Consider the following 22501-nt stretch of genomic DNA (forward strand, 5'->3'; position numbering starts at 1 on the left):
TGCGTCGATCTGGTCGTATGCCTTGGCTTCGCCGCCGAACTTGGCCGACAGCACCGTGGCGATGGCCGCCGTCAGGGTCGTCTTGCCGTGGTCCACGTGGCCGATCGTACCCACGTTGACGTGGGGCTTGGTCCGTTCGAATTTACCTTTTGCCATTTTCAGTTCTCCAAAGAGCAATGCCTGTGTTGTGGTTTAACGTCTGCATCCGGTTGCTGGTTCGCCCTGCACAGGCAACGGGGCGGCACCGGATCGCAGACTGCAAAAACTTGCGAAAGAGGGAAAAAGCCGCCAAGGCCTGAAAGCAGGCACTGGCGGCGATCTCTGCGAGCTGCTTACTTGGCGCGGGCAGCCATGATGGCTTCCGACACGTTGCGAGGCGCTTCGCTGTAGTGCTTGAATTCCATCGAGTACGTGGCGCGGCCTTGCGTGGCGGAACGCAGCGAGGTCGAGTAGCCGAACATTTCCGACAGAGGCACTTCGGCGCGGATGGCCTTGCCACCGCCTGGGATGTCGTCCATGCCCTGGACCATGCCGCGGCGGGAGGACAGGTCACCCATCACGGTGCCGGCGTAGTCTTCAGGCGTTTCCACTTCCACGGCCATCATGGGTTCCAGGATGACGGGACCGGCCTTGCGGCAGCCTTCCTTGAAGCCGAAGATGGCAGCCATCTTGAACGCCAGTTCGTTCGAGTCCACATCGTGGTACGAACCGAAGTGCAGCGTGACCTTCACGTCGACCACAGGGTAGCCGGCCAGCACGCCTTGCGTGACGGCTTCGTTGATGCCCTTTTCCACGGCCGGGATGAATTCGCGAGGAACCACACCGCCCTTGATCGCGTCGACGAACTCGATGCCCTTGCCGGCTTCGTTGGGTTCGATCTTGAGCACGACGTGGCCGTACTGGCCCTTACCGCCGGACTGGCGCACGAACTTGCCTTCGGCTTCTTCCACCGTCTTGCGGATGGTTTCGCGGTAGGCCACTTGTGGCTTGCCCACGTTGGACTCCACGCCGAACTCGCGCTTCATGCGGTCCACGATGATTTCCAGGTGCAGCTCGCCCATGCCGGCGATCAGGGTCTGGCCCGATTCTTCGTCGGTCTTCACGCGGAAGGATGGATCTTCGGCAGCCAGGCGTTGCAGGGCGATGCCCATCTTTTCCTGGTCGGCCTTGGTCTTGGGTTCCACAGCCTGCGTGATCACGGGCTCAGGGAACACCATGCGCTCCAGGATGATCTGGGAGTCGATGTCGCTCAGCGTTTCGCCGGTCGTCACGTCCTTCAGGCCCACGCAGGCAGCGATGTCGCCGGCGCGGATTTCTTCCACTTCCATGCGCTCATTGGCGTGCATCTGCACGATACGGCCGATACGTTCCTTCTTGCCCTTGATGGGGTTGTAGACGGTATCGCCCTTGCTCAGCACGCCGGAGTACACGCGCACGAAGGTCAGCTGACCCACGAACGGGTCGGTCATCAGCTTGAATGCCAGTGCCGAGAACTTCTCGTTGTCATCCGCCTTGCGGGTGACGGGCTTTTCGTCTTCGTCCGTGCCGGTCACGTCAGGAATGTCCGTCGGTGCTGGCAGGTAGTCGATCACGGCGTCCAGCATGCGCTGCACACCCTTGTTCTTGAAGGCCGTGCCACACAGCATCGGGTGGATTTCCGTGGCGATGGTGCGCGTACGCAGGCCGAACTTGATCTCGGCTTCGGAGAGGTCGCCCTCTTCCAGGTACTTGTTCATCAGCTCTTCGGAGGCTTCGGCAGCGGCTTCCACCATCTTCTCGCGCCATTCCTTGGCGGATTCCACCAGGTCGGCCGGGATTTCTTCGTAGCTGAACTTCATGCCCTGCGAGGCTTCATCCCACAGGATGGCCTTCATCTTGAGCAGGTCGACCACGCCGGTGAACTTGTCTTCGGCGCCGATCGGGATCACCACGGGCACAGGGTTGGCCTTCAGGCGCAGCTTCATCTGCTCGTAGACCTTGAAGAAGTTGGCACCGGTACGGTCCATCTTGTTCACGAAGGCCAGGCGAGGCACCTTGTACTTGTTGGCCTGGCGCCAGACGGTTTCCGACTGCGGCTGCACGCCGCCCACGGCGCAGTACACCATGCAGGCGCCGTCGAGCACGCGCATCGAACGTTCCACTTCGATCGTGAAGTCCACGTGACCGGGGGTGTCGATGATGTTGAAGCGGTGCTCTTCGTAGGAGTTGTCCATGCCCTTCCAGAAGCAGGTCGTGGCAGCCGAGGTGATCGTGATGCCGCGCTCTTGCTCCTGTTCCATCCAGTCCATGGTGGCAGCGCCGTCGTGCACTTCACCAATCTTGTGGCTCACGCCCGTGTAGAACAGGATACGTTCGGTGGTCGTGGTCTTGCCAGCGTCAATGGGGGCCGAGTTTCCGATATTGCGGTAGCGCTCGATGGGAGTCTTGCGAGCCATGGTGGATCCTTGATGGGTCGTGTTATTCAGGGGAAGGGCCCAGCATTGTGGCGCTGCAACCCGTCAATTTTGTGACCACCTCAATCGCCACAAGGCTGCAGGCAAGAATGCCGGCAGCCTTGCGCTTGGCGACGAAGGTGGTTCGTCGATTTAGAAGCGGAAGTGGCTGAACGCCTTGTTGGCTTCGGCCATGCGGTGCACTTCGTCACGCTTCTTCATGGCACCGCCACGGCCTTCGGTGGCCTCCAGCAGCTCGTTGGCCAGACGCTGGGCCATCGACTTCTCACCGCGCTTGCGGGCGGCTTCCTTGATCCAGCGCATGGACAGGGCCAGGCGGCGGACGGGGCGCACTTCGACGGGCACCTGGTAGTTGGCACCGCCGACGCGGCGGGACTTCACTTCGACCATGGGCTTCACGTTGTTGATGGCAACGGTGAATGCTTCCAGCGGGTCCTTGTCAGGGTGCTTCTTCTCGATCAGTTCCAGGGCACCGTAAATGATGCGCTCTGCAACAGCTTTCTTGCCGCCTTCCATGATCACGTTCATGAATTTGGACAGCTCTACATTGCCGAACTTGGGATCCGGCAGGATTTCACGTTTGGGGACTTCGCGACGACGTGGCATTTTTCACCTCATATTGCTTCAGTTGGCATCTTTTCAGACACCGCGAGATTCATCAGAACCCCACTTACTCGACCCACACGGAACAGTCCGCGCTTGGGGTCACTTCGTTTGACTGCGCCTGCCAGGCGAATCAAACACCGTTTCAGACACAACTGCCAGGGCTTACTTGGCCTTTGGCTTCTTGGCACCGTACTTCGAACGGGCCTGCTTGCGATCCTTCACGCCTTGCAGGTCCAGAGAACCGCGCACGATGTGGTAACGCACACCGGGCAAGTCCTTGACACGACCGCCGCGGACCAGCACCACGCTGTGTTCCTGCAGGTTGTGGCCTTCGCCGCCGATGTAGGAAATGACTTCGAAGCCGTTGGTCAGGCGAACCTTGGCGACCTTGCGCAGAGCGGAGTTAGGCTTCTTTGGCGTCGTGGTGTACACACGGGTGCACACGCCGCGGCGCTGGGGAGAGTTCTCCATCGCAGGGCTCTTGGACTTGATCTTTTCGACCTCGCGCCCCTGACGGACTAGTTGATTGATGGTTGGCATGAAATACGTCCCTAAACGTAAAAAACGAAAACGTGAAACCCTTCGGAATTTCCGAAAAGCCTTCTAATGTAGCAGCATGACTCCCAGCGGGCAAGTGCCGCACGGCTTTCCCCTTAAAACCGCTCCCGGTACGCCAACATCGCCCGCCGCCTTTGCAAGCGCGCGGCCCAGGCCAGGGCAGCCGTGCAAGGGCCGCCCCGCCGCACGGGCTGCGTCCCCCTTCCCGAATGGCGCAGCCATTCGAGAGAAGGGGTGAAGGCGCGTCAGCGCCTCAGGGGGTTGTACTTTATTTAATCCAGAGGCGGATAGCGTCCCAGGCACGCCCCAGGATGCCGGCCTGTTCCACCCCGTCCAGCGCCACCAGGGGCACCTCGGCCACGGCCTGGTCGCCCAGCACCACCTTCAGCGAGCCCACGGCCTGGCCCTTGGTGAAGGGCGCCACCAGCGGGTCGGGGCGGGCGATCTCGGTCTTGATCTTGCCGGCACTGCCCGAGGGCACGGCCACCACGATGGCTTCGCTGCGGCCGATCTTGAGGGTGTTTTCCGTGCCTTTCCATACAGTGGGTGTCGCCACGGATTGACCCGCATCGAACAGCTTGACCGCCTCGAAGGCCGTGTAGCCCCAGTTCAGGAGCTTCTGGCTTTCATTCGCGCGCGCGTTCTCGCTGGCAGCACCCAGCACGATGGACAGCAGGCGGCGCTGGCCGACGTTGGGGAATTCACGCTTGGACGTGGCCACCAGGCAGTAGCCGGCGGCTGCGGTATGGCCGGTCTTGAGGCCATCCACCGTGGGATCACGGAACAGCAGGGAGTTGCGGTTGTTGCCATTGGAGACGGGGGTACCCGGGTAGCTGTACTGCTTGGTGGCGTAGTAGTGCATGTACTCCGGGAAGTCCTTCATGAGCCGGCTGGCCAGAACGCCCAGGTCGCGCGCCGTGGTGGTGTGGCCTGGTTCGGTCAGGCCCTCGGGGTTCTTGTAGGCCGTGCTCTTCATGCCCAAGGCCTTGGCCTGGTCGTTCATCAGCTTCACGAAATTTTCGGCCGTGCCGCCCACGCCTTCGGCCAGCGCCATGGTGGCGTCGTTGCCCGACTGGACGATCATGCCCTTGATCAGGTCGTCCACCGGCACCTGCATCTTGGGGTCGATGAACATGCGCGAGCCGGGCATCTTCCAGGCCAGCACGCTCACCGGCAGCTTCTGGTCCAGGGCGATCTTCTTGGCGCGCAAGGCATCGAACACCAGGTAGCCGGTCATCAGCTTGGTCAGCGAGGCCTGCTCCACGGGCGCATCGATGTCCTTGGCAGCCAGCACCTGCCCGGCCGTGATGTCCAGCAGCAGGTAATTGCGTGCGGCGATCTCGGGCGGCTGCGGGGCCTGGACCTGCGCCCACAGGGCGGCAGGCACGAGCACTGCAGCAAGGACAACGGAGCGCAGCGTGGGCAAAAAGGACTTCATGGAAACGGGCATTCGGGTGAGAAAAGGAAAGAAAACAGCAGAAAGCAGCGTGAAGCGGCAAAAAACGGGCATTGAGCGCTGGCGGGCAGCGGAGCCTCAGGCCCCGGCCAGCAGGTGGCGGGTCACCAGGTTTTTCAAGAGCGGCAATTGTCCGTGAAAGAAATGCCCCCCACCGGGAACGACTGTCACAGGGAGTATCTGGGGGCGCGCCCAGTCCATCACGGCCGCCAGGGGCACGGTGTCGTCCTGCTCGCCATGCACGACCAGGGTACGCTCGTGCGCCTCGGGCGGCACCGGGGCCACGGTGAAGCGGCTGGCCGCCGTGCCCACCAGTACCACGCGCTCGATGGAGCGCTGGCCCCAGAGCTGCGCCAGGGCATGGCTGGTCACGAAGGCACCGAAGGAGAAGCCCGCCAGGGCCAGCGGCCCCTCGGGCGCGGCCTGGCGCACCACCTCCAGGAAGTCCTCGGCTTCGCCCCGGCCCTCGTCGTGGGTGCCGGCACTGCCACCCACGCCGCGGAAGTTGAATCGCACCGCCGTCCATCCGCTGTGCACGAAGGCGCGCGCCAGGGTCTGCACCACCTTGTTGTCCATGGTGCCGCCGAACAGCGGATGGGGGTGGGCGATGACGGCGATGCCGCGCGGGGCCGCGCCCTCGGGCACGATGGCGGCGTCGCGCACCGCCTCGATGGTGCCGGCGGCACCGGTCAGGGTCAGGCGTTCGGTCTGGGAATTCACGGAGTTTGCTACCAGGTCAATAGCAGCCTGCTCAGAAAGGACAAGGCAGGCGGCCTGAAATCAAGAGAATCGAAAGCGCTCTGAATGGAAATCAGCGGCCAAGTTCCGGCGGCGTGAGCAAACGCTCCACCACCTGGCCGTTCTTGAGGTGCGACTCGACGATCTCATCGATATCGGCGTTGTCCACAAAGGTGTACCAGACCGCCTCGGGGTAGACCACGGCGATGGGCCCACCCGCGCAGCGGTCCAGGCAGCCGGCCTTGTTCACTCGCACCTTGCCGGCGCCGGACAGGCCGGCAGCCTTCACCTGCGACTTGCAGCGGTCGAACGCGGCCTGCGCACCGTGGTGCGCGCAGCTGTCTTCGCCGTTGGTGCGGTCGTTCAGGCAGAAGAAGATGTGGCGCTGGTAGTAGCCCGGCTGTGCTGCCGGTGTCGTCGTGGGGGTGTCGCTCATGCTGCCATTTTAGGAGCGGTGCCCCGCAGGGCCTAGGCCCATAACCCCAAAAGGTCAGGCAGGGCCGTCTCGCCGGGCCACGCGCGCCACCACATAGGCCAGCGCCGCATAGGGCCAGACCCAGCCCAGCCACTGGCCCAGTCCATAGAAGCGGATGAAGCGGCCTTGCTCCCAGGCCTGCAGAGTCTGGGCAAAGTAGGCACTGGTAGGTGCCTGGTTGAGCAGACCCAGGTGCCACACGAGCACCAGCAGCAGCAGCGCCGCGCAGGCCCGCCGCGGCACGGCCAGCAGCACCACCGCCAGGCCGAGCGCGCCCCACACCCCCACGCGCGCCGGCAGGCCCATCCATTCCCAGGCATGGGCCGGGCCCCAGCTGAGCGCGGCCGACAGCGCCGTGAGCACCACACCGGTCACCACCACTGCCAGGGCGAACAAAGCCCGGCGCGAGGCCTGGCGAATCACGCAGTAGCCCAGCAGGCAGGGGATGAGCAGGCCCAGCGTCACGCACAGCAACTCGCCCCCCGGCGAGAGCGGGTCAAGCGCGGTGTCGCGCATGGGCAGCCATTCGAGGAACGGGGTGTCGGCCAGGGTCTCGACCAGCGCACCCTCCAGCCGCTCCAGCACCTGGCCCAGGCCGAAAGGCACAGCCGCCGGGAACAGCAGCGCCAGCGGCCACAGCGCCAGCAGCACCAGGGCACCCTGCGCGTCCTGCACGAACCAGCGGTCACGGAAATCGCTCCAGCGGTCGATGGCACCCAGGCGCTCAAGCGCCGCCGCCGTTAGGGCGCCCACCAGGGTACCCGCCGAGTTGAGCGCCAGGTCCATGTTGGAGGGCACGCGCCGGGGCAGGTAGATCTGCAGAAACTCCAGGCTGAGCGACAGCAGCACACCGGCCAGCGTGGCCAGCACCCAGGCGCCCCAGCGCCACTGCATGCGCATCAGCGCCAGCGCCAGCAGGAACCCGAGCGGCGCATAGCCCACGAAGTTGGAGACGACGTCGAACCCGGTCCAATAGGGCGGGGGCATGCGCGCGACCAAGAAGACCCAGGGGTCGATGCCTTGCGCGCGCCAGCCGTCGAACGGGAACAGGCTGGCAAAGACGATCAGCGCCGCATGGATCAGCGCCAGGGGGCCGGCGGAGCTCTTGTACACGGGCGCCCGGCGCCTCAGAAGGGCTTGACCACGACCAGGACCACGGCGGCCACCAGCAGCAGCACCGGCACCTCGTTGAACCAACGGAACCAGCGGTGGCTGCGGCGGCTCGTGCCGTCGGCCAGCTTGCGCAGCAGCACGCTGCAGGCGTGGTGGTAACCGATCACCAGCACCACCACCGCGAGCTTCGCATGCATCCAGCCATTGCCCGGCCCGCGGCCGATGCCATAGCCCATCCACAGCCAGGCGCCCAGCGCCAGCGCCGGCACCGCCAGCAAGGTTGTAAAGCGCAACAGCTTGCGCGCCATGAGGACCAGGCGCTCGCGCTCCGCCACCGATCCCGGCGCCACCATGGCCAGGTTCACGAAGATGCGCGGCAGGTAGAACAGGCCGGCGAACCAGCTGGCGATGAAGACGATATGGAAGGCTTTGACCCAGAGCATGGGTGCAGTTTAAGGGTGCAAGGGTATCTGGCAGGCCAGGGCCGCCCGCAAAAAAAAGCCCGGCAAAAATCTGCCGGGCTTCGAAAGCCCTGCCCGCATTGCGGCAGCCCAGGGCCCCGCTCAGGGAGGAAAAGCGGGGGGCAGCAAGCTGCCCGGAATCAATTTAGCACCAGCCTGCGGGGCATACAAGCAGGGTTTGGCACCCCGGGAAACGACCCTCCGGGCCACTGCCGGCGGGCTTGAGGCACAATTTTCCCCATGCACCTTCCCAGCCCCGCCCCCTTTCCGCAGAACCGCCCTCGCCGCCTGCGCCGCGATGCCTTCACCCGCAACCTGGTGCGCGAGCACCGCGTGACGCCGCACGACCTGATCTACCCGGTGTTCGTGCACGAAGGCAACAGCCGCCGCGAGGCCGTCACCTCCATGCCCGGCGTGGACCGGCTGAGCCTGGACCTGCTGCTGCCCGTGGCCGAGGACTGCGTGCAGTTGGGCATCCCGGTGCTGGCGCTGTTCCCGGCCATCGACCCGGCCCTGAAGACACCCGATGGCAAGGAGGCGCTGAACCCCGACGGCCTGATCCCGCGCGTGGTGCGCGCCCTCAAGAAGGAGTTCCCGGCCCTGGGCGTGATGACCGACGTGGCGCTGGACCCCTACACCAGCCACGGCCAGGACGGCGTGCTCGACGACACCGGCTACATCATCAACGACGACACCGTGGAGATCCTCACCGGCCAGGCGCTCACACATGCCGAGGCGGGCGTGGACATCGTCGCGCCCAGCGACATGATGGACGGGCGCATCGGCGCCATCCGCGAAGCGCTGGAGGTGCAGGGCCACATCCACACGCGCATCATGGCCTATAGCGCCAAGTACGCCAGCGCCTTCTACGGCCCCTTCCGCGATGCGGTGGGCACGCGTGGCGCCCTGGGCAAGGCCGACAAGAACGTCTACCAGATGGACCCGGGCAACACCGACGAAGCGCTGCGCGAGGTGGCCCTGGACATCGCCGAGGGGGCCGACATGGTCATGGTCAAGCCCGGCATGCCCTACCTGGACGTGGTGCGCCGCGTGAAGGACGAGTTCCGCGTGCCCACCTTCGCCTACCAGGTGAGCGGCGAGTACGCCATGCTCAAGGCCGCCGCCACCAACGGCTGGCTGGACCACGACGCGGTGATGATGGAAAGCCTGCTCGCCTTCAAGCGCGCAGGCGCCGATGGCGTGCTGACCTACTTCGCACGCGATGCGGCGCGGCTGCTCCTGAACCGATAGCATCTGACGTGGCCGATCTGCCAGCATCCATGCGCATCTTCCATATCCAGAGCAGCGGGGCGCAGGAACTCGACGCCATCCCCGCCGAACCTCCGGCCCAGGGCTATGTCTGGATCGCCTGCGCGCGGCCGGTCTTCCAGGCCCAACTGGCCGAGGTGCAGGCCGCCCTCTTGCGGCTGACCGGGCTGCAACTGGTGGACCTGCACGTGGCCGACCTGCTGAACACACAGCTGCCTTCGCACTACGACTACACCTCGCAGTACGACCTGCTGGTGTTCCGCCGCCTGACTACGGCCCCCCCGGGCGAAGATGCCGTGGCCCCGCCCACCCCTCCCCGGCGTGGCGGCCCGCCGGTGCTGCGGCGCATCGACACCAGCGCCGTCGGTTTTGCCGTGTTCGACAATGTGCTGCTCACGGTGCACCCCGGCGACTGCAGCGTGCGCGACGCCTATGCGGCCCGCCTGCTGGCGCCTGCGCCCAGCGACCCGCGCGAGGGCCGGGCCAATCCCACGGCCTCGGGTGTGCGCAAGCCCGCCTCGCCCGCCGACTTGATGCTTCGGGTGGTGAACCTCATGGTCGACGCCTACCTGGACCTGCGCCGCGAAATCGCGCGCCAGCTGGAGCACTGGCAGACCGAGCTGCTCAAGCCCCGGGCGCGCTATGTCAACTGGAGCTCGCTGCTGGAGGCGCGCCTGTCCCTGCATGCCCTGGACGAGATCTGCGAAGACCAGCGCACCGCCGTGCAGGACTGGATCGACGCGCTGGAGACCTGGGCCGTGCCCGAGACGACGGCCGGCCTGCGCGAACTGGACCTGCTCAAGGTGCGCAGCCGCGACGTGCTCGAGCACATCGAGCGTGTGGTGCACCACGTGCACCGCATGGAGCAGAACACCGAGACCGCGGTGCAGATGCATTTCTCGGTGCAGGGCAACCGCACCAACGACATCATGCGCACGCTCACGGCACTCACCGCCGTGTTCCTGCCGCTGAACCTGATCGCCGGCATCTTCGGCATGAACTTCGAGTTCATCCCGCTGATCCACAAGCAGGACGGCTTCTGGTGGGCCATGGGCTCGATGATCACCATCGCGGTCGTGCTGGTTGCCGTCTTCTGGCGCAAGCGCTACCTGGCACGCACGGGCTCCTGAGCCGCTTGCCCCCTGCTGTGCGCTCTGCAGCGCACAGGCCACCGCCAAATTCCGCGCGCTTGATCTTCATCAAGGGCCGCGCGGGCCATGGATGTTGCAATTGGTTACCCAACGGCGCCAGCCCCAGGTTTCCCACCCACCTGGGCCGACGCACCTGCCGTTTCCAACCTTTGTGCATGCCCATGAAATCCCTATCCATTGCCGGCAGGCTGCGCCTGATGGCGGCCGTCAGCACCGCCGTCCTGATCACCACATCGGGCTACCAGCTCAACGTGGAATACCAGCTCAACCGCTCGGGCCGCGAGACGGCGGTGCGCCAGAACGTGGAGGTGGCCCATTCCGTCGTCGCCTGGGCCCAGCAGTTGGAAGCCGCAGGCACCCACACCCGCGAGCAGGCGCAGCAACTGGCACTGCAGGCGCTCAAGGCCGCGCGCTACGCGGGCCAGGAGTATTTCTGGGTGCAGGACAATCGGGCGAATGTCCTGATGCACCCGTTCCGGCCCGAGCTCGATGGCAAGGATGCCTCGGGCGTCAAGGACCCGGATGGCAACGCCATCTTCGTGCTCTCCGGCCAGCGCGCCAGCCGGCCCGACGGGGGCGGCGTGGTCGAATACCAATGGCCCAAGCCCGGGCAGGAGAAGCCGGCCCCCAAGGTGTCCTACGTGAAGGGCTTTGCGCCCTGGGGCTGGGTGGTGGGCTCGGGGGTGTACACCGACGACCTGCGCGCCAGCTTTCTCTCCAGCCTGGGCCGCACGGCCCTGGTGATTGCGATGGCGCTGGCGCTCAACCTGCTGATGGTGCGCAACGTGTACCGCACGGTGTCACGCGGACTGAACCATGCCATCCGCGTGGCGCGCTCCATTTCCGGGCGCGACCTCACGCAGCAGATCGTGGTGGAGGGCAGTGACGAGATCAGCGCGCTGCTGGGCGCGATGAAAGCCATGTCGGACGATCTCACGGACACGCTGCGCACCGTGCGCGAAGCCACCGACCGGCTGGCCCAGGCCAGCGAGCAGATCGCCGGCGGCAACATGGACCTGAGCAGCCGCACCGAGAGCACGGCCGCCAACCTGGAGCAGACCGCCGCCAGCATGGAGCAGCTGACCGGCTCGGTCACGCACAACGCACAGGCTGCGCGCCAGGCGGCTGCCCGAGCCACCGTGGCCAGTGAGGTCGCGACTCTGGGCGGACAGGCCGTCTCTCAGGTGGTGGACACCATGAACGGCATCACCGCATCGTCGCGGCGCATCGCCGACATCATCGGTGTGATCGACTCCATCGCCTTCCAGACCAATATCCTTGCACTCAACGCCGCGGTGGAGGCCGCGCGGGCCGGCGAGCAGGGCCGTGGCTTTGCAGTGGTGGCCGGCGAGGTGCGCAGCCTGGCCAGCCGCAGTGCCGAGGCGGCGCGCGAGATCAAGGTGCTGATCCAAGCCTCCGTCGAGCAGGTGCAGGCCGGCGCCAGCCAGGTGGAGAATGCCGGCAACACCATGGACCGGGTGGTCAGTGCCGTGCAGGAAGTGCATGCGCTGCTGCAGGAGATCACCCTCGCCACCGGCGAGCAGAGCAACGGCATCGCCCAGGTGAACACGGCCGTGTCCGAACTCGACCGCATGACACAGCAGAATGCCTCGCTGGTCGAGGAGTCGGCCGCCGCGGCCGAGAACCTGCACGAACAGGCCGTGGCCCTCTCGGACAGCGTGAACCGCTTCCGCATCTGAGCGTGGCAGCACGGTCAGGTAGGACCAGAGGCCATCACGGCGTCCGTGAGCTGGTGGTCCACCGGGGATGCCCCGAGCCAGATGCGCAGCACCATGCCGAAGTATTCGGCATCCCCCACGGGGGCGCCCTGGGCCTGGCCCTGGATGTAGAAGGTGGTTCCCTTGCCGGGCACGAACTCCATCGCAAAGGTGTCGCCCGAGGCCAGCTTGCTGCGGCCCGAGAAGATTTCGACCAGGCGGTTGCTCGACGGCGTGTGGCGCCGGATCTGGTCGGGCGTGGCGTTGGCCGACAGGCCCTTGATGAAGGACAGCCCCAGATCCGTGCCCGGAATGTCGCGCTGGGCCACGAACTGCAAGCGCACCGGCCCGCTGGTGGCAGCCAGCACCTCGTCCGCCGTGCGCACCTTCCTGGGCAGGTACAACGCCATGTCGTAGACCTTGAACACGGCGCGGTAGCGTGTGCCCGCACCCTGCAGCACGAGCGGGGTGCCCTGCACGTTCTGGGTCGGCTCGAAGGCCGTGGCCGCCATGGCAGGCGCCACGAAGCCCAGGCTGGCGGCCGCCAATGCCAGGGCACAGGCGCTGCGGGCCACGGGACGGCTGCGGGAATGGGTGGGAAAGGTTGTTGTGCTTGTTTTCAAGGGCATGTCTCCGCAATGCGGGCCGGCACGTCAGAAAAGCCCTGGCCGCGCCGCGCCTGCGCGGAAATCATAGGCCAGAGTGCGCCAGAATGCCCTATCTGCTTGGCACAGGCACGCCGAACAAGGCAGCACCGTTGCCAAACGCCACGCCCTGCGCCACGGCAGGCGGCAAGCCGCCGAGCCAGCTGCGGTAGCCCTTCATGAGCGCCTCGTAGTGCTGCCAGCGCTGGTTGACCCAGGTGTCCGAGCCGATCACGAAGCGCGTGGGGTACTTGAGCAGCAGCGCGCGCCAGGCGGGGCACAGCTGCTCGTTGTCGCAGACCAGGCCCGGGCGGTAGGAGAGTTCGCCCACCAGGCCCGGGTAGCGCGCCATGAGCGCGTCCACCCGCTCCACCGGCGCGCCGCCGATGCCGGTGTGCGCCCAGAACAGGCGCACTTTCTGGCCCTTGGAAGGCGTGTTGGCCATGAGCAGGTCGATGGCCACATCGTCCACATGCGCCAGCACCACCAGGTCGCGCTGCTCGGCCAGCACCATGAGCTTTTTGGCCACGGAGCCATCGGCGTTGGCGCTGTCGTACAGGTGGAACTCGCCGATGCCCTTGTAAGGGCCCGAGGCCGTGCCCTTGGCAAGCTCGGCCTGCACCATCTCGTAGATGGTCTCGTCGCGGAACCAGTTGCTGTAGTCGTCGCGGTTGCGGTACAGGCGCACGAAGGGCACGACGGCGATGCCGGCATCGCGCACCTCCTTCGATGCGGCCAGCGCCAGCGAGCCCGTGTTGGGCCGGGAGTTGGCCACGATGGCGCGCACGCCCGAGGCCTTCATGCGCGCGATCACGTCGGCCGGCGGGTGCGGGCCGTTCTGGCCGTTCCAGGCCTCTTCGTTGTAGTGCAGGTGCGCGTCGAACAGCGGGCCGTTGTAGTCGGCGGCCTGCACGGCGCCAGCCAGGCAGGCGGCCACCAGAAGGCCACCCAGCCGAGAAAGGTGTCTGGCCATGGTGTCAGCCCGCCAGGTGCTTGTCGAAGAAGGCCAGCGTGCGGTCGCGCGCGGCCAGGGCCGCGGCTTCGTCGTAGCTGCCGCGCTGGTCGCAGTTGAAGCCGTGGTCGGCTTCGTAGATGTGCACCTCCACCTCGGGATGTGCACGCGCGAAGGCCTGCACACCATCCACGGGGATGTGCTTGTCGCGCTGGCCGAAATGGGCGAGCACCGGCACCTGGGGCGTGCGGCCGGCCTCGGCCTCGCTGGTCATGCCGCCGCCGTAGTAAGGCACGGCGGCCGACAGGCCCTGGAGCAGGCAGGCTGCGCGCCAGGTCAGCAGCCCACCCCAGCAGAAACCCACCACGCCCACCTTGCGGCCGCTGCGCTGGCCCGCGTAGTCGATGGCGGCCTGGATATCCGGCAGCACGCCGGGCGCAGCCAGGCCTTCCACCGCCGCCTTGAGCGCTGCGCCGGCCGATACGTCCTCGGTCGTGTAGCCCAGGTCCACGCCCTGCTGCACCCGGTGGAAGGTGGCAGGCGCAACGGCCAGGTAGCCACGCGCGGCCAGCCGGTCGGCCACGGCGCGGATGTGCAGGTTGACCCCGAAGATTTCCTGCAGGACCACGATGGCTCCGCGCGGTGCCGTGTCGGGCTCAGCCACCCAGGCAGGAAAGACGAAACCGTCAGCGGATTTCAGATCGACAAATTGACCCATGCTGCAACTCCTTGAAGACAAAACCGGACAAAGGGGAAAAGAGGGACGAACCCGGGTCGCAAAGGCCCCGGGGAATGCTGTAATGCCCCATTCTTGCAGGAGACACCGATTTGGACAAAGTTGCATTGATCACGGGAGGCAGCCGGGGCATTGGTGCTGCGACCGCGCTGCTGGCCGCCCGCCAGGGCTGGGCCGTGGCCGTGAACTACCAGGCCAGCCAGGCCGCCGCCGAGGCCGTGGTGGCACAGATTGGCGCGCAGGGCGGCCGGGCCATTGCGGTGCAAGGCGACGTGGCCCATGAAGATCAGGTGCTGGCGATGTTTGCCGCCGTGGATGCGCAGCTCGGCCGCCTCACGGCCCTGGTGAACAACGCGGGCGTGGTCGATACCACCCAGCGCGTGGACGAGATGGGCGTGGCGCGCCTTCGCCGCATGTTCGAGACCAATGTGATCGGCAGCATCGTCTGCGCCCGCGAGGCCGTGCGCCGCATGAGCACGCGCCATGGCGGCGCGGGCGGCTCCATCGTGAATGTGTCGAGCGCCGCGTCGCGCCTGGGTTCGGCCCACCAGTACGTGGACTATGCGGCCAGCAAGGGCGCCATCGATGCCTTCACCCTGGGCCTGGCGCGCGAGGTGGCAGCGGAGGGCATCCGCGTGAACGCCGTGCGCCCGGGGCTGATCGAGACCGACATCCACGCCAGCGGCGGCCTGCCTGACCGCGTGCGCGACCTGGCGCACCAGGTGCCCATGCAGCGCGGCGGCACGGCCGAAGAGGTGGCTCAGGCCATCGCATGGCTGATGTCGGATGCCTCGCCCTACACCACCATGAGTTTTCTCGACGTTTCTGGAGGCCGTTGATGGATCTGAAACCGCTCATCACGCTGCTGGCCATCGTGAACCCATTGGCCATCGTGCCCTTCTTCATCCACTACACGCAGGGCTTTTCGGCGGCGCAGCGGCGCGCCACCATCCGCACGGCGGCGCTGGCCTCGTTCTGCGTGATCGCGGCCTGTGCGCTGCTGGGCCTGCAGATCCTGGAGTTCTTCAACATCTCGCTGCAGAGCTTCCAGGTGGGCGGCGGCATGCTGCTCCTGATCAGCGCGATGAACATGCTCAACGCCCAGCCGGCCGAGGCCAAACCCCTGACGAACGAGCTGGAGGAAGGCGTGGAGAAGGCGGCCGCAGGCTCCAGCATCGCCGTGGTGCCGCTGACCATTCCGCTGCTCACGGGGCCGGCCAGCATGTCCACCGTGGTGATCTATGCCGACCGCGCCCAGACCATCTGGCAGCAGGTGGCGCTGGTGGGCTATGGCGTGGTGATCGCGCTGGCCACGGCCGTGTGCTTCTCGCTGGCCGACCCGATCGCGCGCGTGCTCGGCAAGACCGGCATCAACGTGATGACGCGGCTCATGGGCCTGATCCTCGCCGCGCTGGCCGTGGAGGTGATGGCCGACGGCCTGGGCAAGCTGTTCCCGGTGCTGGTGGCGCGTTGATCTTCCCCGCACGCACCATTCCGGCACGCCTGCTGCTGCTGGAAGACGACCCGGCGATTGCGCGCACCGTGGCTTATGCGCTGGAGCGCGAAGGCCTGGCGGTGGCGCACAGCGTGCTGGTGCACGACGCGCGCGCGCAGCTCGCGCGCACCCCCTTCGACCTGCTGGTGCTGGACGTGGGCCTGCCCGATGGCAGCGGCCTGGACCTGCTGCGCGAGCTGCGCGGCGTGGCGGCCACCGCGACCCTGCCCGTGCTCTTGCTCAGCGCGCACGGCGAGGAAATCGACCGCGTGCTGGGCCTGGAATTGGGCGCCGACGACTACCTGGCCAAGCCTTTCAGTCCGCGCGAACTCTCTGCCCGCGTGAAGGCGCTGCTGCGCCGCGCCAGCGTGCAAGGATCAGCGGCCGTGCCCCCCGCGGCCCCGGCCCCGCTGTTCCACGATGACGAGGCCGGCCAGCGCATCAGCCTGCGCGGCCAGCCGCTGGCACTGACCCGGCGCGAATACCGGCTGCTCGCCTGCCTGCTGCGCGGCGCCGGCCGCATCCATTCGCGCGACGCGCTGCTCAATGCCGCCTGGGGCGACGACAGTGAGAGCACCGACCGCACGGTGGACACGCACATCAAGACGCTGCGGGCCAAGCTGCGCGAGGTCGATGCCGGCCGCGAGTACATCAGCACCCACCGCGGCATGGGCTACTGCCTGGATGTATAGCCCCCACGCTCCCTCACTGCGTGTAGTCGCTGCCCCCCGGGGGGGCCGCGTTTCGCCTTGGGGCGGCCCGGCGGCGAAACCTCCTGCCTATACGCCCTCACTGCGTGTGGGCGCAACGAGGTAACCCCATGCGCCTGGGCATCCGCCTGCTGTTCGCCTTCTTCCTGATCAACGGCATCGCCGCGTTCTTCGTGCTGCGCGTGTTCATGGCCGAGATCAAGCCCAGCGTGCGCGAGGTGATGGAGGACATGATGGTGGACACCGCCAACATCCTGGCCGAGCTGGCGAGCGACGACCTGGTGGCCGGGCGGCTGGAGAATGGGGCCGTGGGCAGTGCCTTTGCCCGGCATGTGCGCATCTATGCAACCCGCCCCATCGACGCAGCGATCTGGGGCTTTTCCAAGCAGTCGCTGGACTACCGCATCTACGTGACCGATGCCACGGGCCGGGTGCTGTTCGATTCGGAGAACCGCGCCGTGGGCGCCGACTACTCGCAGTGGCGCGACGTGGCGCGCACCCTGCGAGGGGAGTACGGGGCGCGCTCCACCCGTGACGTCCCCGACGACGATGCCAGCGGCGTGATGCATGTGGCTGCGCCCATCTATGCGCCCGGCGGCGGCGCCACTGCAGAGCGCCGCATCGTTGGCGTGCTCACGGTGGCCAAGCCCACGCGCACGGTGCAGCGCTTCATCGACCGGGCCGAGAACAAGGTGCTGGCGAGCGGGGTTTTGCTGCTGGCCCTGTCGGCCGCGGTGGGCGTGGCAGTGACGCTGTGGATGGTGTGGAACGTGCGCCGCCTGCGCGACTATGCGCTCAGCGTGCAGGGGCCGGCCGCTGGCGAACACGACAGCCCACCGACCACGGCGCTCGCCGTGCCCGAGGTGCCGGGAGAGCTCGGCGACCTGGCGCGCGCCATGGACCGCATGCGCGCGCGCCTGGAGGGGCGCGACTACATCGAAGGCTATGTGCGCGCCCTCACGCACGAACTCAAGAGCCCCGGGGCCGCCATCCGCGGCGCGGGCGAGCTGCTGCAGGACGAACTGCCCGCGGCGGACCGGGCCGAGTTCGCCACCCAGGTGGTGCAGCAAAGCGAGCGCCTGCAGCGCATCATCGACCGCCTGCTGGAGCTGAGCAAGCTGGAGCAGCGCCACCATGCCGACGCCCAGGCGCCCGTGGCGCTGCAGGACTGCGCCAACGCCGCCGTGGCCCAGACCCGGGGGCGCGCGGGCCAGCGCGGCATTACCCTGACCGTCGCCGGCAGCGGTGCCAGCGGGCCCTGGGAGCCTGAACTCGTGACCCTGGCGCTCACCAACCTGCTGGACAACGCCATCGACTTTTCCCCCGCCGGCAGCAGCGTGCGCGTGGAGCTGGCCGGCACCACGGGGGCCGTGCAGGACAGCGGCCCCGGCGTGCCCGACTACGCCCTGCCCCGGCTGGGCGAGCGCTTCTTCACCACCGCCCGGCCCGGCGGCGAGCGCAGCGGCTCGGGCCTGGGCCTGGCCATCGTGCGGCGCGTGATGGCGCTGCACAGCGGGCAGATGGTGGTGCGCAACACGGCACCGGGGTTGCGAGTAGAGCTGGAGTTTCGCGGCGGCTAAGGCGTCGCGGCCAGCCGGGGCTGGGCGTTCAGGAAGTGGACCAGGTCGCCCACGGTGGTGACCTTGCCGTAGAAGGGATTGCCTTGCGTGGAGGCGAGGTCGCGTCCGGCACGCCGGGCGATGTCCGGCAGCAACGACAGGTCCAGGTCGTCGGCATCGAGGCGCAGGTCCTTCTGAAGCCGATCGGCCACCCGCAATGGAAGCGGAGTACCCCGCGTCGGAAGCCCGGCCTGGAGTTCTTCATACACCGCGCGCACCACCCAGGTGTCGACGCCACGGCAGTCGATGGAGCGGGCGAACTGGCAGATCGATCCCCCCGCGCGCTCCTGCGCCAGCCGTGCGAAGTGCTTTTCGTCCAGCCAGCCGGAGATGGCGACCAGGCCCCACAGCACGATGGCAAAAGCGCACACCGCAAGGGGATGGGCCCAGAGGGCCCAGAGCAATGCGCAGGCAGCAGCCGCCACGAGGGTGCGGCCGCCCCACGTCCATGGAGGGGACTGGCGCGATACAGGGGGCATGAAGCGGGAAGCGCGTCGCATGGCAATCTCTCCGATACACCGCCCTGGGGGGCGTCAGGACCATTCTGCCACCGGCTCCACTTCACACAGACCTCACAAACTTCATCGCCCCCTCACACCCGCCGCCAACACTGGCTCCACATTCATCACACCGTGGAGGACTTTTTGAAACACCCCTTGTTCATCAAACTCGTGGGGCTGGCGGCCATCGTGCTGCTGCTCATGGTCGGGCTGGGCCTGATCGAGGACGTGGTGCGCGACCGCCAGCGCTACCGCAGCATGACGGCGCAGAACATCGCCGACAGCCTGGCCGGTCCGCAGACGCTGATGGGCCCGATGATCCACAGCGCCTGCGTGGAAAGCTGGGACGTGGAGACCGGCAAGGGCGACGAACGCCGCATGGTGGAGCAGCGCCGCGAGTTCCTGCTCACGGCCATGCCCGAACAGCTCAAGCTGAACACCGGTGCCGCCATGGAAGAGCGCGCCCGCGGCCTGCACAAGGTCAACACCTACAACCTCAAGTCGAACATCACCGCCCAGTGGGGCGCGCTCACCAGCCTGCAGCCGCAAAGCACCATCAAGGGCTCGCGCATGAACTGCGGCGCCCCCATCCTGATGCTGGCCGTGGGCGATTCGCGCGGCATCCGCATGGCGCAGATCACGCTGGGCGAGCAGGCGCTGCCGCTCAAGCCCGGCACCTTCCACCCCACCTACACGCGCGGCCTGCACGCCAGCCTGCCCGAGTCGGTGCGCGGCCAGGCCGCAGGCCTCACCGCCACGCTGGACCTGGAACTCGTGGGCACGGAGCGCCTGGCCATCGTGCCCCTGGGCGGCAGTACCGAGGTGCAGATGACCAGCGGCTGGCCGCACCCCTCGTTCTCGGGGCGGTTTCTTCCCTCCGAACGCGAGGTGAAGGACGATGGCTTCTCCGCGCGCTGGCGCCTGTCGTCGCTGGCCACCACCGCCCAGCAGGACATCGCCAACAGCAAGCGCATCTGCGTGAACGGCTACGACAGCCCGGCCGAGTACGCCGCCCCGGGCGGCGGCACCGCCAGCGACTGCGCCGACAGCTTCAGCGTGGCCTTCATCGACCCGGTGAACCCCTACACCCTGGCCGACCGCGCCACCAAGTACGGCGTGCTGTTCATCGCCCTCACCTTCGTGGCGGTGGGCCTGTTCGAGCTGATGAAGAAGCTGCGCGTGCACCCGGTGCAGTACCTTCTCGTGGGCAGCGCGCTGTGCAGCTTCTTCCTGCTGCTGGTGAGCCTGTCGGAGCACCTGTCCTTCGGCATGTCCTACGGCATTGCGGCCACGGCCTGCGTGCTGCTGTTGGCCTACTACGCGAGCCACATGCTGGGCAGCCTGGCGCGCGGCATTCCGCTGGGTGCCGGCATCGCCCTGCTCTACGGCCTGCTCTATGTGCTGCTGCAATTGGAGCAGACGGCGCTGGTCGTCGGCTCGATCGCGCTCTTCCTGGTGCTGGCCGCGGTGATGGTGCTCACGCGCAAGGTGAACTGGTATGGCCTCAACGCCTCGGCAGGTGGGCCGCGCCCGCCGGCACCGCGCCGCGAGCCGCCATCCACCCCGCCGCCTGCCATGCCGCCCGCAACTCCGGGCCTGGCCACACCCCGCCACCAGCCCGGGAGTGCCGCATGACGAGCGCATCCCCAGCCTTGCCCACGGCATCGGCCTGGGCACGGCACCTGGCAGCCCCGGCAAGCCAGCACCCGCTAGCTCCCCTGTCGGAGGTCGAGGACCGCCGCGTGCAGCGCCACCGCGATCAACTGCTGGCCGCGCTGCTGGCCCATGACCGGACGGCGCTGCACACGGCCAAGCAGGCGGTGCTGCGGGCGGCCTATGGTCCGCCGGCCGATGCCGCGCCCCCTGCATCGGCTGCACTGCGCGCTGCGTTGCGCGACCTGTCGTGGCACATGGCCATCCTGCTGCTGCCGCGCCATCCGGCAGCGGCGCAGCAGCTTTGACCTAGGCGGGAACGGCCTGCGCTGTGGAAGACGGGGAGCAGCTCGCACCGCCGCAACCGTGCACCAGCTCGCCCGGCAGCGCCTCGGGCAGGTGCACGGTGCCGGTGGCCGCATCGAAGCCCACGCGGCGCAGGTGCAGGGCCAGCGCCGCGTCCATGGTCTGCGCATGCTGGGGGAACCACAGGGCCAGTTCTCCTGCCATCATGCGCAGCACCTGCAGCTCGCCCTGGGCGGCGCGGGCCGCGCCCTCCCGCATGACCTGCAGCACCACCTTGTGCTGCATGCTGTGGCAGTTGCCCGAGGCAAAGCGCGTGGCAGCCATCCACCGGTCCTCCATGCCGAAATGCTGCTCGGTGTGGGCGACCAGTTCCTGCCAGCAGGCCGACAGCTGCGCATCGTCCGCCCCCTCAACCCGTGCCAGGAGTTCGACGAACTCCTCATGCGTTTCATCCATCTGCGGCAGGTTCAATGCCAGTGCGCCAGACCATTCCAGTGCTGCCATGTGCGTTTCCGTTCTTGCGTGGGATCGAACGGCCAGCTTAGGGGCCCGGCGCACGCACGGCCTTGATGCAGGTCAGACACTGCGGTGCGAACTGCCAATGGCAAAGCCCCGCATGCAGCGGGGCTTCAAGGGGCCAGCCACGGCCCGCAAAGGGGCCTGGCGGGCATCCGTTGCTTCAGGCTCAGCTCTGGCCGTACATGCGCTTGGCGTCGTCCACACACTTGGACTTGGCATCACCGCTCATGGCATCGCAGCGTTCCTTGGCAGCCTTGTAGTTGGCTTCGTTCTTTTCGGCCGAAGCGTCCTTGCGGGCTTCTGCGACCTGGGCGCCCTTCTCGGCGGCGTTGTCGGCAGGCTTGGCGGCGGCCTTGGCCACCTTGGCGTTTTCCTTGGCGGCGGTGTGGGCGGCCTTGGCATCCTTCACACACACGTCCTTGGCGTTGCCCTTCTGGTCATCGCACTTTTCCTTGGCCACTTCATAGTCCGCATCGGCACGTGCCATGCGGGCCTTGTTGGTGGCCTTGTCCGAAGGCTTGTGCTGGGCGTCGAGTTCCGCCTTGGCCACGTTTTCGGCGCCCTTGGCTTCCTTGACGCAGATGTCCTTGGCGTTGTCCTTCATGGTGTCGCAGTTGGTCTTGGCGGCCTTGTAGTCGGCCGAGATCTTGTCCTTGGCGGTCTTGTACTCGACATCGGTCATGGCCATTGCGGAGGTGGCCAGCAGGCCGGCGGCGACGGAAGCAATCAGGGTGCGGGCGAATTTCATGGTGTTTTCTCCTCGGGTCTCAGGGGTATCTTTTGGGTGTATTGAAAGAATGTGCATCCGGTGCCCGCCAACTGCAGGGCATGAAGCCCTGGAGGGTTCTGGCAAACGGTGCAGCACAATCCAGTCAGTCGTTGAAGCGGAAGTCGGGATGGCGGCTTTGCCAATCGCTGAGCTGCTTTTCAGCCGCATCGCGGGCAATGCCTTGGCGTTCCTGCAGCTTGCCCAGGAACTGTTCGCGCTTGCCATCGATGACGTCCAGGTCATCGTTGGTGAGCTTGCCCCACTGCTCGGTGATCTTGCCTTTGAACTGCTTCCAGTTGCCCTTGATGGTGTCTTCATTCATGGTGCGTCCTCCAAACGTTTCGCTTCAGCCATCCACTCGGATTGCGTGGAACATTTGCGTGATGCGATGGAGTGACTGTAAGAACGGGCTCGACCCGGGCGCGTAGTCCGTACCGTGGACCCGGCGTCGGCGCAGGACTACTGGCATGCCGGACAACCACCCGCTAAGGCTCTTCGGGGGTGTTTGATCTTCCGAAAAGCGGGTGTTGCGGCAATGCATCGAAAAATGCCAACTGCTCACTGTGGAGGCGCCGGCGCGTTTCTTTTGGTAACGCTTAC

25 protein-coding genes are annotated in these 22501 nt (G+C 66.8%); 9 read left to right on the plus strand and 16 right to left on the minus strand.

What is annotated here, in order from left to right:
* The 9 genes from ACK59X_RS23720 to ACK59X_RS23760 form a co-directional block, all read right to left on the minus strand.
* On the minus strand, window positions 1-156 hold a 156-nt coding region (locus tag ACK59X_RS23720), incomplete at its 3' end, for a GTP-binding protein (RefSeq protein WP_409960860.1).
* A gap of 176 nt (window positions 157-332) precedes the next feature.
* Window positions 333-2435 (minus strand): elongation factor G, encoded by a 2103-nt coding sequence (fusA, locus tag ACK59X_RS23725; RefSeq protein WP_409960833.1) that lies wholly within the window; start codon window positions 2433-2435, stop codon window positions 333-335.
* 150 nt (window positions 2436-2585) lie between these two features.
* Complete coding sequence (gene rpsG / locus ACK59X_RS23730; protein WP_005798541.1) at window positions 2586-3059, minus strand: 30S ribosomal protein S7; 474 nt, start codon at window positions 3057-3059, stop codon at window positions 2586-2588.
* A gap of 162 nt (window positions 3060-3221) precedes the next feature.
* Window positions 3222-3599 (minus strand): 30S ribosomal protein S12, encoded by a 378-nt coding sequence (gene rpsL / locus ACK59X_RS23735; RefSeq protein WP_010104110.1) that lies wholly within the window; start codon window positions 3597-3599, stop codon window positions 3222-3224.
* Between the two features lie 286 nt (window positions 3600-3885).
* Window positions 3886-5055, minus strand: coding sequence for a D-alanyl-D-alanine carboxypeptidase family protein (locus tag ACK59X_RS23740; protein WP_409960834.1), 1170 nt, complete (start codon window positions 5053-5055; stop codon window positions 3886-3888).
* Window positions 5056-5151: 96 nt separating this feature from the next.
* Window positions 5152-5793, minus strand: coding sequence for an alpha/beta hydrolase (locus ACK59X_RS23745; protein WP_409960835.1), 642 nt, complete (start codon window positions 5791-5793; stop codon window positions 5152-5154).
* Window positions 5794-5884: 91 nt separating this feature from the next.
* The gene (locus ACK59X_RS23750; protein ID WP_409960836.1) at window positions 5885-6247 is read right to left on the minus strand and encodes a (2Fe-2S) ferredoxin domain-containing protein; all 363 of its coding nucleotides are present in this window, start codon (window positions 6245-6247) and stop codon (window positions 5885-5887) included.
* 54 nt (window positions 6248-6301) lie between these two features.
* Entirely contained in the window at window positions 6302-7399 is a 1098-nt protein-coding gene (locus ACK59X_RS23755; RefSeq protein ID WP_409960837.1) for a VanZ family protein, read from the minus strand.
* A gap of 14 nt (window positions 7400-7413) precedes the next feature.
* Window positions 7414-7842 carry a CopD family protein gene (locus tag ACK59X_RS23760; protein ID WP_409960838.1) on the minus strand — a complete coding sequence of 143 codons (429 nt, stop codon included), beginning with the start codon at window positions 7840-7842 and terminating at the stop codon, window positions 7414-7416.
* Window positions 7843-8100: 258 nt separating this feature from the next.
* Between ACK59X_RS23760 and hemB the strand changes: the two genes are divergently transcribed.
* The 3 genes from hemB (at window position 8101) to ACK59X_RS23775 (ending at window position 11980) form a co-directional block, all read left to right on the plus strand.
* A complete protein-coding gene (hemB, locus tag ACK59X_RS23765; protein ID WP_409960839.1) occupies window positions 8101-9111 on the plus strand; it encodes a porphobilinogen synthase in 1011 nt (336 codons plus the stop codon).
* A gap of 29 nt (window positions 9112-9140) precedes the next feature.
* Window positions 9141-10259, plus strand: a complete 1119-nt coding sequence (locus ACK59X_RS23770; protein WP_409960861.1) for a magnesium transporter CorA family protein — start codon at window positions 9141-9143, stop codon at window positions 10257-10259.
* 182 nt (window positions 10260-10441) lie between these two features.
* Window positions 10442-11980, plus strand: coding sequence for a methyl-accepting chemotaxis protein (locus ACK59X_RS23775; protein WP_409960840.1), 1539 nt, complete (start codon window positions 10442-10444; stop codon window positions 11978-11980).
* 14 nt (window positions 11981-11994) lie between these two features.
* On the opposite strand, the gene ACK59X_RS23780 is transcribed toward ACK59X_RS23775, so the two are convergent.
* The 3 genes from ACK59X_RS23780 to ACK59X_RS23790 all read right to left on the minus strand — a co-directional run bounded on the left by ACK59X_RS23780 (window position 11995) and on the right by ACK59X_RS23790 (window position 14312).
* A complete protein-coding gene (locus ACK59X_RS23780) occupies window positions 11995-12621 on the minus strand; it encodes a chalcone isomerase family protein (RefSeq protein ID WP_409960841.1) in 627 nt (208 codons plus the stop codon).
* Window positions 12622-12715: 94 nt separating this feature from the next.
* Entirely contained in the window at window positions 12716-13615 is a 900-nt protein-coding gene (locus ACK59X_RS23785; RefSeq protein WP_409960842.1) for an amidohydrolase, read from the minus strand.
* A gap of 4 nt (window positions 13616-13619) precedes the next feature.
* A complete protein-coding gene (locus tag ACK59X_RS23790) occupies window positions 13620-14312 on the minus strand; it encodes a dienelactone hydrolase family protein (protein ID WP_409960843.1) in 693 nt (230 codons plus the stop codon).
* A 110-nt stretch (window positions 14313-14422) separates the two neighbouring features.
* Between ACK59X_RS23790 and ACK59X_RS23795 the strand changes: the two genes are divergently transcribed.
* The 4 genes from ACK59X_RS23795 (at window position 14423) to creC (ending at window position 18115) form a co-directional block, all read left to right on the plus strand.
* Window positions 14423-15169, plus strand: a complete 747-nt coding sequence (locus tag ACK59X_RS23795; RefSeq protein WP_409960844.1) for an SDR family oxidoreductase — start codon at window positions 14423-14425, stop codon at window positions 15167-15169.
* On the plus strand, window positions 15169-15804 hold the full coding sequence (locus tag ACK59X_RS23800; RefSeq protein ID WP_409960845.1) for a MarC family protein: 636 nt from the start codon (window positions 15169-15171) through the stop codon (window positions 15802-15804). The genes ACK59X_RS23795 and ACK59X_RS23800 overlap by 1 nt, the downstream gene beginning before the upstream one ends.
* Window positions 15805-15821: 17 nt before the next feature.
* On the plus strand, window positions 15822-16517 hold the full coding sequence (creB, locus tag ACK59X_RS23805) for a two-component system response regulator CreB (RefSeq protein WP_409960862.1): 696 nt from the start codon (window positions 15822-15824) through the stop codon (window positions 16515-16517).
* A gap of 128 nt (window positions 16518-16645) precedes the next feature.
* Window positions 16646-18115 carry a two-component system sensor histidine kinase CreC gene (gene creC / locus ACK59X_RS23810; RefSeq protein WP_409960846.1) on the plus strand — a complete coding sequence of 490 codons (1470 nt, stop codon included), beginning with the start codon at window positions 16646-16648 and terminating at the stop codon, window positions 18113-18115.
* Here the strand turns inward: creC and ACK59X_RS23815 are convergent.
* Window positions 18112-18654 carry a hypothetical protein gene (locus ACK59X_RS23815; RefSeq protein WP_409960847.1) on the minus strand — a complete coding sequence of 181 codons (543 nt, stop codon included), beginning with the start codon at window positions 18652-18654 and terminating at the stop codon, window positions 18112-18114. The genes creC and ACK59X_RS23815 overlap by 4 nt on opposite strands.
* A 144-nt stretch (window positions 18655-18798) precedes the next feature.
* Between ACK59X_RS23815 and creD the strand changes: the two genes are divergently transcribed.
* Together creD and ACK59X_RS23825 are read left to right on the plus strand one after the other, a co-directional pair.
* Window positions 18799-20289 (plus strand): cell envelope integrity protein CreD, encoded by a 1491-nt coding sequence (creD, locus tag ACK59X_RS23820; protein ID WP_409960848.1) that lies wholly within the window; start codon window positions 18799-18801, stop codon window positions 20287-20289.
* Complete coding sequence (locus ACK59X_RS23825) at window positions 20286-20615, plus strand: hypothetical protein (RefSeq protein WP_409960849.1); 330 nt, start codon at window positions 20286-20288, stop codon at window positions 20613-20615. Before creD ends, ACK59X_RS23825 begins: the two co-directional genes overlap by 4 nt.
* A 1-nt stretch (window position 20616) precedes the next feature.
* Here the strand turns inward: ACK59X_RS23825 and ACK59X_RS23830 are convergent, their stop codons facing one another.
* From ACK59X_RS23830 to ACK59X_RS23840, 3 genes are all read right to left on the minus strand, one after another.
* Window positions 20617-21117, minus strand: a complete 501-nt coding sequence (locus ACK59X_RS23830) for a hemerythrin domain-containing protein (protein ID WP_409960850.1) — start codon at window positions 21115-21117, stop codon at window positions 20617-20619.
* 181 nt (window positions 21118-21298) lie between these two features.
* A complete protein-coding gene (locus tag ACK59X_RS23835; RefSeq protein WP_409960851.1) occupies window positions 21299-21880 on the minus strand; it encodes a hypothetical protein in 582 nt (193 codons plus the stop codon).
* Window positions 21881-22004: 124 nt separating this feature from the next.
* Window positions 22005-22223: a CsbD family protein gene (locus tag ACK59X_RS23840; protein ID WP_007851196.1), complete on the minus strand. Its 219-nt coding sequence runs from the start codon at window positions 22221-22223 to the stop codon at window positions 22005-22007.
* Window positions 22224-22501: the final 278 nt, after the last annotated feature.

Source organism: Acidovorax sp., from assembly GCF_046339755.1.
Lineage (GTDB): Bacteria > Pseudomonadota > Gammaproteobacteria > Burkholderiales > Burkholderiaceae_C > Acidovorax.